Source organism: Desulfovibrio sp. (assembly GCA_016208105.1).
Taxonomy (GTDB): Bacteria; Desulfobacterota; Desulfovibrionia; order Desulfovibrionales; family Desulfovibrionaceae; genus Fundidesulfovibrio.
In genome coordinates this window covers 149,571-163,350 of the sequence record JACQYS010000017.1, presented here as the reverse complement: position 1 = coordinate 163,350, position 13,780 = coordinate 149,571, and the positions used below count along the sequence as shown (strand labels likewise).

Here is a 13,780-nt window from a genome sequence, read left to right as displayed (position 1 = left end):
ATGAACGTCCTTTTACGGATTTTCGTTTCCAACATACTCTCTAACGGAAATAATGAACAGGGGGTTGAAGAATTTTTTTGTTGTGTCCCTGATTTTTCAAAAAATTATTTTTTCAACTACGCGAGAGAAATGAGTTGGGACAGGACAAACAATGGAAAAGGAACACGCCACTGTGAAAGAAGCGGGAAAAAGCTTGGAGCATCGAATGAATGATGTCCGATCGCGAATCGATCGGTCAAGACTGCATCACAAAAAAAAGGGCGGAAGAATCAAAGCATGAAAACAAAGGATTAATGAAGTTACGAACAAATTATGCACAGCATATTGTTCATAGTTTCATTCATTGTCTGCGTACCCACAAGGCAACGCGGGTGGCGAACCACTCCAGGGTGAGAGTCGGATTCACCTGTCCCACCAGGATCTCCTGGGAACTCTCCAGGAGAAGATCCAGACGGCGCAGGCCCGGTAGGCCCAAACGCTCGAGGAGAAATGAACCCAGGCTGGACGTGGACCTCTCCGCCAGGACGTCGGCAAGTTCTTTGGACAGAGCCAGGATTACATGCTGGGCCGTGTTGCGGGTGATTTTTCCTTTGGTGCCTGTGAGGGCGAAAAGACCAAGGCCGGTGCGCCAAAAGTGTTCCAGGGCTTCCAGCCATTCCGCAGCTGACCGCTTCTCGTCAGGGGTTTGAGCTTCCCCGGCATCGGGCCAGGCCAGGGTAAGGGTCCAGGATCGGGAGACCAGGGTGGGAAGAAGACGCTCCCTCTGGGGGGCCAACAGAACGAAACAGTTGCCTGGCCTGGGTTCTTCCATGGATTTGAGCAGCGCGTTCGCCGCTGCCGGGGTAAGGCCCTGGGCTTCGGTGAGAATCACCACCCGGTGGCCGGGGCCACGCGGCGGCTCCCCCACTTTGGAGCGAACTTCGCGGATGTCGTCCACCTTGATGGACTGCTCGCTGCCGTCCAGGAAAACAAGGTCCATATAGACCCTGTCCCTGACCTGGGTGCAGCAGTCACACGCTCCGCAAGCGCCGGTCTCGCTGCAGCTCAATGCCGCGGCATAGTAGAGGGCGGCCGCTTCGCGGTCGGTGGCGGTCCCCCCCTCCAGCACAAGCACCTGGGGAGGATTGTCCGCCAGCTGGTCCAGTCGCCGCCTCGCCGGGTCCTGGCGGGGGGAAAGCCCGAAAAAGGCGGCGTCCATGGTCTATCCCTTATAGATGGTCTGCGCCCGGTCCGGCCCCACGGAGATGATGCGCACCGGGGCTCCGGAAAGCTCTTCCACCCTGGTGAGGTAGTCACGCGCCGCCTTGGGCAGATCGTCCCAGGAGCGGCAGGACGTGACGTCCTCCTTCCAGCCCGGCAGGGTCTCGTAGTTGGGGGTCACATGGGCCAGGGCCCCTTCGCGCTGGGGCGGGTAGAGAATGTCTTTGCCTTCGTAGCGGTAGGATGTGCAGATCTGAAGCGAGTCCAGGCCGCCCAGCACGTCGAGCTTGGTGACGGCCAGGCCCGTGGTGCCGTTTAAGCGCACGGCCTCGCGCAGGAGCACCATGTCCAGCCAGCCGCAGCGGCGCTTTCGCCCCGTGGTGGCTCCGAACTCGGCGCCCACGGACTGCAGGTGTTCGCCCTGGGCGCAGGTCAACTCCGTGGGGAACTGCCCGGAACCCACGCGGGTGGTGTAGGCCTTCACCACGGAAATGATGTCGCCAAGATCCTTGGGAGAGCATCCGGCCCCTGCGGCGGCGTTGCTTGTCAAACAACAGGAGGAGGTTACGAAGGGGTAGGTGCCGTGGTCGATGTCCAGATGGGTCCCCTGGGCGCCTTCGAAAAGCACTCCAGAGCCGGAGGTCAGGGAATCCTGGACCAGTGCGGACACGTCAGCCAGATAGGGGACTATGCGCCTGGCCAAGGGCAGAAGTTCGGCCATCACCGTGGCGTGGTCCAAAGGCTTCATGCCGTAAAGGCCTGCAAACAAGGCGTTTTTCTCGTCCAGGGCATGCTTCACCTTGTCGGCCAGCAATGCCTCGTCCAGGAAATCCCCGGCGCGGATGCCCACGCGCGAGGCCTTATCTTCGTAGCAGGGGCCGATGCCGCGGCCGGTGGTGCCGATCTTGCCCCCGGCCTTGGCGGTTTCCCGGGCGGCGTCAAGCAGCTTGTGGTATGGCATGATGACGTGGGTGCGATAGCTCACGGCCAGCCTGGCCGGAGACATGTCCACGCCTTTGGCGGCGAGCTTGTCCGCCTCCATCAGGAACACCTCGGGGTCGAGCACCACTCCCGCGCCGATGACGCAGCGTTTCCCCTGGTGCAGAATGCCGGAGGGGATGAGGTGCAGAACGGTCTTCTCGCCGCCCACCACCAGGGTGTGGCCCGCATTGTTGCCGCCGTGGAACCTGACGATAAGGCTTACCTTCTCCGTGAGAAGGTCGACGATCTTGCCCTTGCCCTCGTCGCCCCATTGGGCGCCGTGAACCACCATGCCAGCCATTGAGCCTCCAAGAGGTCGAAGCCCGGGGACCTTTTCCCGAACCTGCTCCAGGGCATAAGCCCTGGACATGCCTGAGGAAGATGCTCCCCAGAACCTCTGCGATTTGATTGTCGTCGGGCGCCGCGATCGGCCCCGTAAGTTAGCCCTTTCACAAAAGGCTTTTTTGCGTAAAAAACCCCACCAGTGTTGTCAACGAAATACGGCGAACTGACGGCCGGGTATTCTGAGGGCATGTTCCGTAAAGATGGGACTTCCTTGACCCGGCGGGTGCTCTGCGGGCAGGATAGGCAGGCCGCCCATAATGGGCTGTCCGCTGTGAGCGCGTAGCAATATAGGATTCCAAAGGAACGAAGTTCCTTTGGCCGCCGGAGGCAGCTTCATTCTCATGGAATTCACAGTCTATCTCGCCCCCAGGGGATTCACCAACGAACTCGTGTACGAGCTTGGCGACGTGGCCGAGGTCGTGGACCGTCTGGTCTTCGCTCCGGGCCCGCCGCGTCCGGTGGCCTGGGCTCAGAACATATGGCTCAACCCGCAACGCATCCAGATAGAATCCATCAGCGACGGGGCCAATAAATTAAAAGCCCTGCAGCGCAACTGGTCGCTGTGGTCCGTGCGGCACAACCGGCGGGCCAGACTCATCGAAGAACAGTTGCCGGCGGTAAAGCCCAAGCCCGTGGTCATCGGCACCCCACCGCCCAGGGCTCCGCTCGGGGCCTGGACGCTTTTGGAGCGCGACGTGATCGTGGCCTCACCCGCCTGCTCCAGCCCCTTCCCGCACGGCGAAATTCAGTTTCTGGAGAACAAGAAGGACCCTCCCAACCGGGCCTATCTCAAGCTCTGGGAGCTTTTCACCCTTCTCGAAGCCGCTCCCAAGCCCGACAGCTTCTGTTTGGACATGGGGGGAAGCCCCGGCGGATGGTCCTGGGTGCTGGCCAGCCTGGGGTGCAAGGTGCTCACCGTGGACAAGGCGGAGCTTGACCCGCGCATAGACGCCATGCCCAATGTGGACTTTCGCATGCTCTCCGCATTCGCGCTCGACCCGCGAGAAGTGGGGGAGGTGGACTGGTTTTTTTGCGACGTGGCCTGCTATCCGGACAGGCTGTGGCGCCTGGTGGACCGCTGGCGCACCTTCGGCAAGGTGCGCAACTTCGTGTGCACCCTCAAATTCCAGGGACCGACCGATCACGAGACCGCGGCCAAGTTCTGGGCATTCCCAGGATCGCGTCTGGTGCATCTCTTCAACAACAAGCACGAGCTGACCTGGGTTTTGTTGGACAAGGAGGAGTTCCCCAATTTCGCTCCGGAGCCGGATGAAGCCACGGACAAACTGGGCGAGTTCGGAATGCCGGAACCTACTCCGTAGGGCCGTGTTCCTCTTTTGCCTTGAAGTTGAGGACCTTGCCCTTCGTCTTGGGTTTGGCCTGATGCTGCGGAGCGGACGCGGGCAGGTGGGGAACCGCCTCGATGATGGCTTTAGGGGGAGGTGATTCTCCCGGGGTTCTTCCCTCGGACCAGTTCAGGTTGAAGAGCTGGTTCTTGAAGCGGATGGCCTGGATCATGGAGAGGATGAGCACCGCCTCTTCCCAGCGTTTGGACGGCTCGAAACGCTTCACCTGGTCGGCGTAGCGTTCCCACAGGCTCGTGAGCGATGCCTCGTCGTAGTTGTTGAGCTGCTTAGCCAGCTTCACCAAAACTTTTTCCACGTTTCCTCCGCATCCGACACCCCGTGTCTACCATGAATTCCCAGCGCGGCCAATGCCCGTTTGCCGCCGGAAGCCGCCTGTGATAGCTGTATCCTCCCATCACGCACACTGGAGCACACACCATGAGTGATCTCAAAAAAATGTACACCACCATCCAGGGAGACCCCTTCCCGGAAGATATGACAATTACCTTGGGCGACAAAACCCTGAAGTTCAAAAAGCGTACCTGGACAATAGAGGGAGAGGCCAAGGGGCTGCGTTACGGAGAAAATCCGGATCAGCCTGCCGCCCTGTACCAGCTCACGGAAAACTCCCTGGAGCTGGACGGCGTCACCTTCAGGGGGCCAAAGCGCGGGCTGGTCTCGGCGCTCACGGAAAAACACCTGATCCAGTCCGGAAAACATCCCGGCAAGACGAACCTTACGGATGTGGACAACGGGTTGAACATTCTGCAGTACCTTTCGGCCAAGCCGGCAGCGGTCATCCTCAAGCACAACAACCCCTGCGGCGCTGCCTGGACCAACGAAGGTCTGGCCGTGGCCTTTGAGCGGGCCAACCTGTCCGACCGCATCGCTGCCTTCGGCGGGGCCATCGTGGTCAATCGCACCATGGACAAGGTCACAGCCGAGCAGATCGTGGCCAACTACTTCGAAGTGGTGGCCGCCCCGGACTACGAGCCCGAGGCCCTTGATATCTTAAAGACAAAAAAGAACCTGCGCATCATCGCCATCCCAGGCATAAGCGACCTGACGGCCTTTGTGGGCGAGCCCTTCCTGGACGTGAAATCCCTTATGGACGGCGGCATGGTGGTGCAGTTCTCCTTCCGCAACCGCATCCTCACGGGTGACGATTTCCTTCCTGCCAAGGGTGAGACCAAGGACGGCAAGGCCTTCGTGGCCCGTGGCCCCAGCCCCCAGGAGGCCGACGACCTCCTTTTCGCCTGGGCCGTGGAGGCAGGCGTCACCTCGAACTCGGTCATCTTCGCGAGAAACGGCGCCACGGTTGGCATCGGCACCGGCGAGCAGGACCGCGTTGGCGTGGTGCAGCTCACCATCTACAAGGCCTACACCAAGTATGCCGACCTTCTGGCCTTCCAGCGCCACAAGCTCTCCATTCACGAGCTGCGCGAAAAGGCCGCCACGGACGATGCCTTGGCCAAGGCCCTGGCGGACATCGAGGCCCAGACCAAGGCCGACAGGGGCGGACTGCCCGGCTCGGTGCTCGTCTCCGACGGGTTCTTCCCCTTCCGCGACGGCGTAGACCTGGCCATTGCCCAGGGAGTGACGGCGATCGCCCAGCCCGGCGGCTCCATCCGGGACTGGGAGGTGGTGCAGGCCGTCAACGAGGCGGTCCCGTCCGTGGCCATGGTGTTCACGGGTCAGCGTTCCTTCAAGCATTAGGGAGCCTAGGGCGTTTCCCTCCGATATGTCTGCCGCCTGTGCAAATGGTGTTTTGGACTCTTTGCGCAGGCGGTAATGGGGGAATGTACGGCTTCCGCTCCGGATGTGCTGTCATAAGAGCCGTTTGCCGAATGCCCGAGCCGAGTGCTGGTTATGAAAAAGAACGTAAACATCCTGCTCTTAGCCTTCTCCATCTTCCTGGTGTTCTCTCTCGTGGTGTTTCTGTTCCACAATATTGTCGTGATGTCGGACCTGGTGTCGTCACTTCATCCCGGGGCCGGGCTCTTTCTCAAATATGCCTTGTCTCTTCTTGTTCTGGCTGGTCTCTGCTGGCTGTTGGGCGCTTTCGTGATACGCCCGGAAGCCCTCATTCCTCCCGTTGATCCCACGCCCGAAGAAAAGGCGCGCTACCTGAAGAGACTTGACCGGCGCTTGCGAAAAAACAAGCTGCTGCGGCAAAGCGGCACGTGCCGGGAATCGGACAGCATCGAGATCAAACTGTCTGTGCTCGAGGCCATGGCGAATGAAGAGATACGGAGCGCGGCGAAAAAGGTTTTTCTCTCCACGGCAGTCTCGCAGAATGGAAGACTGGACTCTCTTGTGGTTTTTCTCAGTACAGCGTTTCTCGTGTGGAAGGTGTCGCACATCTACAATCAACGCCCGTCGCTCAAGGAGATGTACTCGATATATCTGAATGTCGTCGGCTCGTCGTTCGTGTCGTACGGCATCGATGAGATCGACATCAAAACGCAGATAAATGCCCTGGTTGAGCCGTTGATGGCCCATGCCGTCGGCCATGTGCCCATCGTTTCCTCGATAACGTCCTCGTTTGCCAACGCCTTTTTCCACGGAGCCGTGAATTGCATCCTGGTATCCCGTGTGGGGCTTCTTACGAAGAATTATATCAGCATGGGGTACGACCTGGACAACGGCCTCAGGAAGAGCTCCTTTCAGGAAGCGGTGTCCTTTGCGAGGGATGTGTTCACAGGTTCGTTCAAGGAATTGAAGAACGCCCTGTGCGAAGTCGCTTCCGCCCCGCTTGAGAAGCTGAAGACAAAAACGGCCAGAGCCGCCAAGAGCGCTTCCGAACGAGTTGGGGATGTTTGCGGGGCGGTAGCTGATGGCGCCAAGTCCGGTGTTCAGAAAACCGCCGAAGCGGTGTCCTCGGCCGGATGCAGCGTCGCAACTGGGGCCAAGGCCGCACGCGGGCGGGCCGTGGACGCCTGCGGGTCCATGAAGGACGGGACAGTGGCCGGAGCACAGAAGGCGGTCGGCGCGATATCCTCGGCCGGCCATAAAGTGGCTTCCCTGTTCAAGGGGAAAAAGAAAGCCGAACCTGAAACACCGTGATTGGTTCGCGCCGGGTCGCGACCCGCATCCGGCATTGTCCAACCGACTTTCTGGTGGAAGCAGGCTCACTATGAACTCATATTTCGCAGGGAGGGCGGGGAGCGACTTGTTGGAGGCGCTCTTCCCGGCCGCCGGAGGCATCTTTTCTTGACCAAACATCCGTCCATTCAAACCGTGCCCACACCTGGCTGCATCGTGGAGTTCATGCAGGGCAACGAGCCCCATATGGCATGGGTTGAGGAAGCCTCTGGAGAGAAGCTTCGCCTGTACACCCTGAACAAACGCGAGACCAAGCTCGCTTCGTCTCGACTGCTCCCCTGGGCCGGGCCGCGTTTCGAGGGCCAGTTCAACAAGGAAGCGGTTCTTGAGAAACTCCGCGAGCACGCCAAGCGCCGCGAGGAACTGGCCGGAAACATTGATCCATTGGAAATCTGGGAACTCGCCCAAGGGGAGGTCACCCAGTCCTCGGCCGCCTGGTTCGCCGGTCTGGCCTTCGAGAATCCGGATGTTGACCAGGTGGCGGCCATGGGCCGGGCGCTCTTGAGCCTTAAAACCCATTTCAAGTTTCAGCCCCCCAATTTCGAAGTGTACGCTACGGACATGGTGGAACGCCGCCTGGCCGAGCAGGAGACAGCCCGCGAACGCGAATTGGTGGTGACTGCCGGGCAGGATTTCTTTCACGAACTCTGGACCGGTTGGGCTTCTGGCAGGCGAAAGGACGTGGCCAGGCTTGCCGCGCACCTGGACCCGGAGGCCGCCGAGAAACTGAAAGGACTGTTGCGGGGCCTGCTGGCCGATCCTGAAAGCCAGGAACTGGCTCCTCTGTGGCAGAGCTTGCGCAAGGGGCTGCCTGAGCATCCCCATCAGGCGCTTATAATCGCCATGGAGTGGGGCATTGTGCCCCCCCACCACAACGCGCTGCTTGATCAGGCCGGATATGACGCGGGCGACGCCTGGAGCGCCGCACATGGCGAGAGCATATCGCAGCTCCTGGCCGATTTTCAGGCCAAGAAGGGCCAGCCGGAACCTGGCGAGTACGTCAGCGTGGATTCGCCCACCACCCGAGACATCGACGACGCCTTCCATGTGGAGCGGACCGAATACGGCTGGCGGGTGAGCATGGCCCTGGCCAGGCCCACCTTGTCCTGGGACTTCGAAAGCGGGCTGGGAAGGGCCGTTTGGCAGAGGGCCTCGAGCCTGTACCTGCCCGAGGGCGTGAGCCATATGCTCCCCGAGTCCCTCGGTTGCGATCTCTACAGCCTGAAGGCCGGCGAGGACCGCCCCGCCCTTATTCTGGACTGGATTCTGGACGAGGTGGGCGCGGTGACGAACTTTGCACCCAGACTCTCCTGGGTGCGCGTGTCGCAAAACCTCACCTACGAAGGCGTGGAAACAGCCCTCCAGGACGGTTCGGCAGCGCAGGGCATAACGGCGGCCCATGCATTGGCTCAGCTGCTGAGGGACGCGCGCATCCAGCGGGGAGCCGTGGTCATCGACAGGCCCGAACCCAAGATTCGTCTGGAGGGCCAACCTGAAAACGTCCGGGTCCGGATCGAACAGGAGCCGGAATACCCTGGCGCGCAGATGGCCGTGAGCGAACTCATGATCCTGGCCAACACGTCCGTGGCGGCCTGGGCCCAGGCTCATGACGTCGCCCTGCTGCACCGCGTGCAGGATATCGCCATACCGCACGGGTATGCCGGGGTGTGGACCAATCCGGTGGACATGCACCGCGTGGTCAAACAGCTCTCCGGCGCCACCCTGGAAGTCCGGCCCGGACGTCACGCCAGCCTGGCGGCGGAGGCGTACTCGCCGATCACCTCTCCGCTGCGCAGGCTCACGGACCTTGTGAACCTGGGGCAGGTGGAGTCCTTTCTTGCCTCGGGCTCGCCGAAATTTACCCGCGACGAGCTTGTGGCCAAGCTCCCGGGAATCGCGGCCCGGCTTGACGCGGTGGGGCAAATCCAGAGGTTCCGGCCGCGTTACTGGAAACTGTGCTATATGCGCGACAAGTGCAGGGAGCGCGAGTTCGAGGCCGTTGTTGTCGAGGAGTGCGGGCCCGTTGCGGTTCTCAGTCTTACGGAGCTTCAGATGTACGTTCGCTGCGGGCGTGAGGCCCTTGGGGGCAAGACTCAGGAGGGGCAGCGCTTTTGGTTTAAGCTTGGCAAGGTGGACCCGCTGACCAACGAGTTCAGGGTGCTCTCGGCGCGCGAAATGGAAGACAAGCCGGACCCCGGGGAGTGGCCGCCACTGGCTGACTAACAACTGGGCGGACACATCCGCGAGCCGCGTGGATGGCCGATTCTGGCAGATGCGCTTGGGCGTACTGTGTAAGGCGCGTTGACCAGGCGGGGCGGCTCTGGCACTCTTTGGGAGAGAGAAATTAAGGAGAGTGACGTGATCGCCAAGATTCTGTGGCTCGTGCTGGCCTACCTGGCCGGGTCCTTCCCATTCGGGCTCTTCATCGCCCAGGCCTCCTGCAACATAGACCCCCGCAAGGCCGGCAGCGGCAACATCGGCGCCACCAATGTGGCCAGGCAGTGCGGCACGAAGCTTGGAGTGGCCACTCTGGTCTTGGATGCGCTCAAGGGCTTCGCCCCCGTAGCCGTGGCCTGGCAGATGGGTGATGGCTGGTTCGCTGGCCTGGCTGCCTTGGCCGCCGTGTCCGGGCACATGTTCCCGGTATTTCTGCACTACAAGGGGGGCAAGGGCGTGGCCACCACCATCGGCGCGTTTCTGGCGCTCTCGCCCATGGCCACCGTCGTTTCCGGGCTTCTCTGCGCCGCAGCAATAGCCATCTCGGGGTTCGTGTCCGTTGGGTCGCTCCTTCTGGCCGCCAGTCTGCCGTTTACGGTGTGGTGGGCTACGAGCTTCCAACTGGTGCCGGTGAGCCTGGTGGTTGCCGGGTTGATCATCTGGAAGCATGAGGCCAATATCCGCCGGCTTCTGGCCGGAGAAGAGAAACCCTGGAAAAAAAAGTCAGCGTAGCCAAGTAGTTGTAAAATGCAGCTTGACAGTGTTTGGGATGCCTTTTAATTTCGATTCGTACGCCCCGGAAAACGGAAGACGGTGCAAATCCGTCGCAGGCGCGCTGCTGTAACCGGCACAAAACGGGCGGTAAGCCACTGGGTAAATAACCCGGGAAGGCGCCGCGCACCACCCGGCCGGAAGTCAGAAGACGTTCCTGGGGAGCAACGGCCAGGCCCCGCGAATGGGCCATGGTTCCCGCTACGGTCCGAGCCGCTCAAGCGGCCGGAGACCACCACCAATTCTCTTGGCGTTTTTCTTTTGCGTGCATTGTTTTTCGATTCGGCAACCGGTTTGAAGTGGCGCATTAGCCTCGTTGCAAGCGGCCGATATGTTGTGGATTTATTTCGCTTCAACAGACGTTGGGCATCTGCTACGAGCAAACGAAATTCCGGATGAGCATGGAAAACGCATCGTCACAGGATAATAGAACAGCTGCTCAGGCCCGCATCAGGGCCGTGACCCCCCTGTCGCTGTGCGACTGGCCGGGGAAGAACACATCAGTCGTCTACGTGGGCGGATGCAACCTGCGCTGCCCCACCTGCCACAACGCCTCCCTGGCCTTCACCCCGAACTTTCACCCCGCACTCGAGCTTACAGCCGTATTAAAAGGCCTGGCAGCGCGTAGACGCTGGCTGGACGGGGTGGTGGTCTGCGGTGGCGAACCCACTCTGGACCCTGGCCTGCCCGACCTGGTGGAGGCGCTCTTCGGGCTTGGTCTCGCGGTCAAGGTGGACACCAACGGCATGCGCCCCGAGGTGGTCGCCGGGATACTTTCCAGGTGCCCCCAGACGCTGTTCGCGGTGGACGTGAAAGGCCCCTGGGAGAAGTATCCGGGCCTGACCGGCCAGGCGGTTTCCGGGCCAGACGCCCGGGATCGCCTGAAAGCCGTATTTCATCTGGCCTCAACTAACCCCGGCTCATTTGATTTCCGCATCACCGTGGTTCCGGGGCTCACCCCGCACGATGTCCGCGTGGCAGGTGGGTACCTGCCAGCGGGATTTACCCTGAAAGAACAACCCTTCGTACCTCCCGTTTACGGCAAGGAGACCCCCCATGCCCCTGCAGATTCAGAAACGCGACGGCTGCCTGGAAACCTGGTCCCTGGACCGGATCGCACTTGCCATACTGAAGGCCCTTAAAGCCAGCGGCGTCCAGGACCCTCTGCTGGCCAAACGCCTGGCCCGCAAGGTGGAGGAGAAGCTCGCCGATTGCGACGTCGCCCTCCAGGAGAACGTGCAGGACATGGTCGAGCGCGTGCTCATGGAGTCGCGCCTTTTCGACGTGGCCAAGCGCTTTGTCATCTACCGCGAGAAACGGCGCACTCTGCGCGAACAGAAGGCCGCGTACTTGGACATCGCGGAGACCATCGACAACTATCTCTCCAAGGCCGACTGGCGCGTGGCCGAGAACGCCAACATGGCCCATTCCTTCCAGGGGCTCATGCTGCACCTCTCCGGCACGGTGCAGGCCCGCTACGCCCTGGAGAAATACCCCGAGGAAGTCCGGGCCGCCCACGACCACGGCTACTTCCACATCCACGATCTTTCCTTCGGTCTGGCCGGATACTGCGCGGGCTGGAGCCTGCGCGACCTCCTGCTTGAAGGCTTCAACCTGGAGGGGCGGTCCTCGGCCGGACCGGCCAAGCACTTCGATTCAGCCCTGGGCCAGATGGTCAACTTCCTGGGCACCCTCCAGAACGAATGGGCCGGGGCCCAGGCCTTCAACAACGTGGACACCTATCTGGCCCCCTTCATCCGGCACGACGGCCTCTCCTACATGCAGGTACGCCAGGCCGTGCAGAAGTTCGTGTTCAACTTGAACACCACCTCGCGCTGGGGCGGCCAGACCCCGTTCACCAACCTGAGCTTCGACCTCACGCCCCCCAAGCACATCGCCAAGGAGGCGGCCATCATCGGCGGCAAGTTCCAGGAAGACAACTACGGCGACTTCCAGGCCGAGATGGACATGTTCAACAAGGCCTTCCTGGAGGTCATGGCCGAGGGCGACTATTACGGCCAGATATTCTCCTTCCCCATTCCCACCTACAACGTGACCGAGGACTTCCCCTGGGATTCCGAGATCGGCAAGAGCCTCTTGGATCTCACGGCCAAGTACGGGGCTCCTTACTTCCAGAACTTCATCAACTCCGACCTCTCGCCCGAGGACGTGCGCTCCATGTGCTGCCGCCTGCAGATGGACCTGCGCGAGCTGCGCAACAAGGTGGGCGGGCTCTTCGGCGCTGGCGACCTGACCGGCTCCATCGGCGTGGTAACCTTGAACCTGCCAAAGCTGGCCTATCTGTCCCATGGCGAGGAGGACTTCCTGGATCTTCTTGGCGAATACGCCACCCTGGCCAAGGACGCCCTGGAGTTCAAACGAAAGCTCATCCAGGGCCACCTGGACCGGGGCATGTTCCCCTATTCCAGCCGCTACCTGAAGCACGGCTACAAGGGCCATTTCTCCACCATAGGCCTGGTGGGCGGCCACGAGGCCTGCCTGAACATTCTGGGCAAGGGCATCGAGACCGAGGCGGGCGTCAGGCTCATGACCCGGGCGCTCAACCACCTGCGCGAGATCACCAGCCGTTTCCAGGAAGAGACCGGGAACCTCTACAACCTGGAGGCCACCCCGGCCGAGGGCACCAGCTACCGCCTGGCCAAGATCGACAAGAATCTCTACGCGGACATCCAGGCCTCGGGCAACGGCACCCCGTACTACACCAACTCCACCAACCTGCCCGTGGGCCAATGCGAAGACGTGATCGCCGCCCTGGAGCACCAGAACAAACTCCAGCCCCTGTACACGGGCGGCACGGTGTTCCACACGTTTTTGGGCGAGGCCGTGGCCGACACCGAGTCGCTCAAGAACTTCATCGTCAAGGCCTTCCGCATGACCAAGATCCCGTACCTGTCCATCACGCCTACGTTTAGCGTGTGCAAGGAGCACGGGTACATGTCCGGCGAACATCACGAGTGCACCACCTGCGGGGAGGACTCCGAGGTGTTCACCAGGATCGTGGGGTACTATCGCCCGGTGTCTCGCTGGAACAAGGGCAAGAAGGCCGAGTACGCGGATAGGGTGACGTATATGGGCGTGTGTGGGTGTGAGCCTGGGCAGTTGTAAGAACCAATTTGAGCAATTAATGTGAATGAGGGGGGCTTTGGCCCCCCTCTGTTTATGGAGGGCTCGAAATGACCAACAGGCGATTGCCACTTTTTGTTGCTCTGTGTTTCGCCGTGGCACTTCTAACGCCGGGTGAAGCTCGCGCCAACAGCGGCGTTCCCATGATCTTCCTCACCTGGCCGGGCATGGTCCTGGCGTTAATCCCAGTGATCCTTCTGGAAATGGTGGTCATTAGAAAACGCCTGGATCTGCCGCGTGAAACGGCGTTCAAAGTCTCCGCCTGGGCGAACATTGCCACCACCTTCGCTGGCATACCGATCACCTGGATTCTCCTGGTCGCTTTGGAGATGGTCACTGGCGGCGGGCAGGCTTACGGAATCGACACCCCATTCAAGAAGTTCCTGGCGGTGACATGGCAAGGGGCCTGGATGATCCCTTACGAGGCAAACAAAAATCTCTATTGGATGGTTCCTGCCGCGACCATGTGGCTTTTGGTTCCGAGCTTTTTCGTGTCCTGGTGGCTGGAGTACAAGGTGGCAGCCAAGCTGCTGCCTGACGCGGGCAGACAGCAGCTTAAATCGACCATGTTCAGGGCGAACCTACTATCATATTTTTATTTGGAGATGATCGTGCTGGGCTGGCTTGTCTATGAGATCGTTTTCGAGTTGTAGCATGGACGAGGAAATATG

The 13,780-nt window shown here is 60.9% G+C and carries 12 protein-coding genes and 1 riboswitch; of the genes, 9 read left to right on the top strand and 3 right to left on the bottom strand.

Annotated elements, in window-relative coordinates; translation table 11 throughout:
- A complete protein-coding gene (locus HY795_09455; GenBank protein ID MBI4805449.1) occupies positions 1-213 on the top strand; it encodes a hypothetical protein in 213 nt (70 codons plus the stop codon).
- A gap of 127 nt (positions 214-340) precedes the next feature.
- Here the strand turns inward: HY795_09455 and HY795_09450 are convergent, their stop codons facing one another.
- Both HY795_09450 and HY795_09445 read right to left on the bottom strand, forming a co-directional pair.
- Complete coding sequence (locus HY795_09450; GenBank protein MBI4805448.1) at positions 341-1,198, bottom strand: DNA polymerase III subunit delta'; 858 nt, start codon at positions 1,196-1,198, stop codon at positions 341-343.
- A 3-nt stretch (positions 1,199-1,201) separates the two neighbouring features.
- Positions 1,202-2,482, bottom strand: coding sequence for an adenylosuccinate synthase (locus HY795_09445; protein MBI4805447.1), 1,281 nt, complete (start codon positions 2,480-2,482; stop codon positions 1,202-1,204).
- A 385-nt stretch (positions 2,483-2,867) separates the two neighbouring features.
- Between HY795_09445 and HY795_09440 the strand changes: the two genes are divergently transcribed.
- On the top strand, positions 2,868-3,848 hold the full coding sequence (locus HY795_09440) for a hypothetical protein (GenBank protein MBI4805446.1): 981 nt from the start codon (positions 2,868-2,870) through the stop codon (positions 3,846-3,848).
- On the opposite strand, the gene HY795_09435 is transcribed toward HY795_09440, so the two are convergent.
- Positions 3,838-4,188 carry a hypothetical protein gene (locus HY795_09435; GenBank protein ID MBI4805445.1) on the bottom strand — a complete coding sequence of 117 codons (351 nt, stop codon included), beginning with the start codon at positions 4,186-4,188 and terminating at the stop codon, positions 3,838-3,840. The genes HY795_09440 and HY795_09435 overlap by 11 nt on opposite strands.
- A 122-nt stretch (positions 4,189-4,310) precedes the next feature.
- Between HY795_09435 and HY795_09430 the strand changes: the two genes are divergently transcribed.
- The 7 genes from HY795_09430 to HY795_09400 all read left to right on the top strand — a co-directional run bounded on the left by HY795_09430 (position 4,311) and on the right by HY795_09400 (position 13,762).
- Complete coding sequence (locus HY795_09430; GenBank protein ID MBI4805444.1) at positions 4,311-5,588, top strand: IMP cyclohydrolase; 1,278 nt, start codon at positions 4,311-4,313, stop codon at positions 5,586-5,588.
- Positions 5,589-5,741: 153 nt separating this feature from the next.
- The gene (locus tag HY795_09425) at positions 5,742-6,938 is read left to right on the top strand and encodes a DUF697 domain-containing protein (protein ID MBI4805443.1); all 1,197 of its coding nucleotides are present in this window, start codon (positions 5,742-5,744) and stop codon (positions 6,936-6,938) included.
- A gap of 204 nt (positions 6,939-7,142) precedes the next feature.
- Positions 7,143-9,200, top strand: coding sequence for an RNB domain-containing ribonuclease (locus HY795_09420; protein ID MBI4805442.1), 2,058 nt, complete (start codon positions 7,143-7,145; stop codon positions 9,198-9,200).
- A 138-nt stretch (positions 9,201-9,338) separates the two neighbouring features.
- Entirely contained in the window at positions 9,339-9,926 is a 588-nt protein-coding gene (plsY, locus tag HY795_09415; GenBank protein MBI4805441.1) for a glycerol-3-phosphate 1-O-acyltransferase PlsY, read from the top strand.
- A 17-nt stretch (positions 9,927-9,943) separates the two neighbouring features.
- A riboswitch (cobalamin riboswitch) is annotated at positions 9,944-10,141 on the top strand.
- 225 nt (positions 10,142-10,366) lie between these two features.
- Positions 10,367-11,107 carry a radical SAM protein gene (locus HY795_09410; protein MBI4805440.1) on the top strand — a complete coding sequence of 247 codons (741 nt, stop codon included), beginning with the start codon at positions 10,367-10,369 and terminating at the stop codon, positions 11,105-11,107.
- A complete protein-coding gene (locus HY795_09405) occupies positions 11,022-13,091 on the top strand; it encodes a ribonucleoside triphosphate reductase (GenBank protein MBI4805439.1) in 2,070 nt (689 codons plus the stop codon). Before HY795_09410 ends, HY795_09405 begins: the two co-directional genes overlap by 86 nt.
- Positions 13,092-13,159: 68 nt before the next feature.
- Positions 13,160-13,762 (top strand): hypothetical protein, encoded by a 603-nt coding sequence (locus HY795_09400; GenBank protein MBI4805438.1) that lies wholly within the window; start codon positions 13,160-13,162, stop codon positions 13,760-13,762.
- The last annotated feature ends 18 nt before the right edge of the window (positions 13,763-13,780 follow it).

Excerpts from the sequence above, each read along its gene's own strand:
- HY795_09455 (MBI4805449.1), top strand. The coding sequence starts at position 1 with ATGAACGTCCTTTTACGGATTTTCGTTTCCAACATACTCTCTAACGGA.
- HY795_09450 (MBI4805448.1), bottom strand. The coding sequence starts at position 1,198 with ATGGACGCCGCCTTTTTCGGGCTTTCCCCCCGCCAGGACCCGGCGAGG.
- HY795_09445 (MBI4805447.1), bottom strand. The coding sequence starts at position 2,482 with ATGGCTGGCATGGTGGTTCACGGCGCCCAATGGGGCGACGAGGGCAAG.
- HY795_09440 (MBI4805446.1), top strand. The coding sequence starts at position 2,868 with ATGGAATTCACAGTCTATCTCGCCCCCAGGGGATTCACCAACGAACTC.
- HY795_09430 (MBI4805444.1), top strand. The coding sequence starts at position 4,311 with ATGAGTGATCTCAAAAAAATGTACACCACCATCCAGGGAGACCCCTTC.
- HY795_09425 (MBI4805443.1), top strand. The coding sequence starts at position 5,742 with ATGAAAAAGAACGTAAACATCCTGCTCTTAGCCTTCTCCATCTTCCTG.
- HY795_09420 (MBI4805442.1), top strand. The coding sequence starts at position 7,143 with ATGCAGGGCAACGAGCCCCATATGGCATGGGTTGAGGAAGCCTCTGGA.
- HY795_09410 (MBI4805440.1), top strand. The coding sequence starts at position 10,367 with ATGGAAAACGCATCGTCACAGGATAATAGAACAGCTGCTCAGGCCCGC.
- HY795_09405 (MBI4805439.1), top strand. The coding sequence starts at position 11,022 with ATGCCCCTGCAGATTCAGAAACGCGACGGCTGCCTGGAAACCTGGTCC.
- HY795_09400 (MBI4805438.1), top strand. The coding sequence starts at position 13,160 with ATGACCAACAGGCGATTGCCACTTTTTGTTGCTCTGTGTTTCGCCGTG.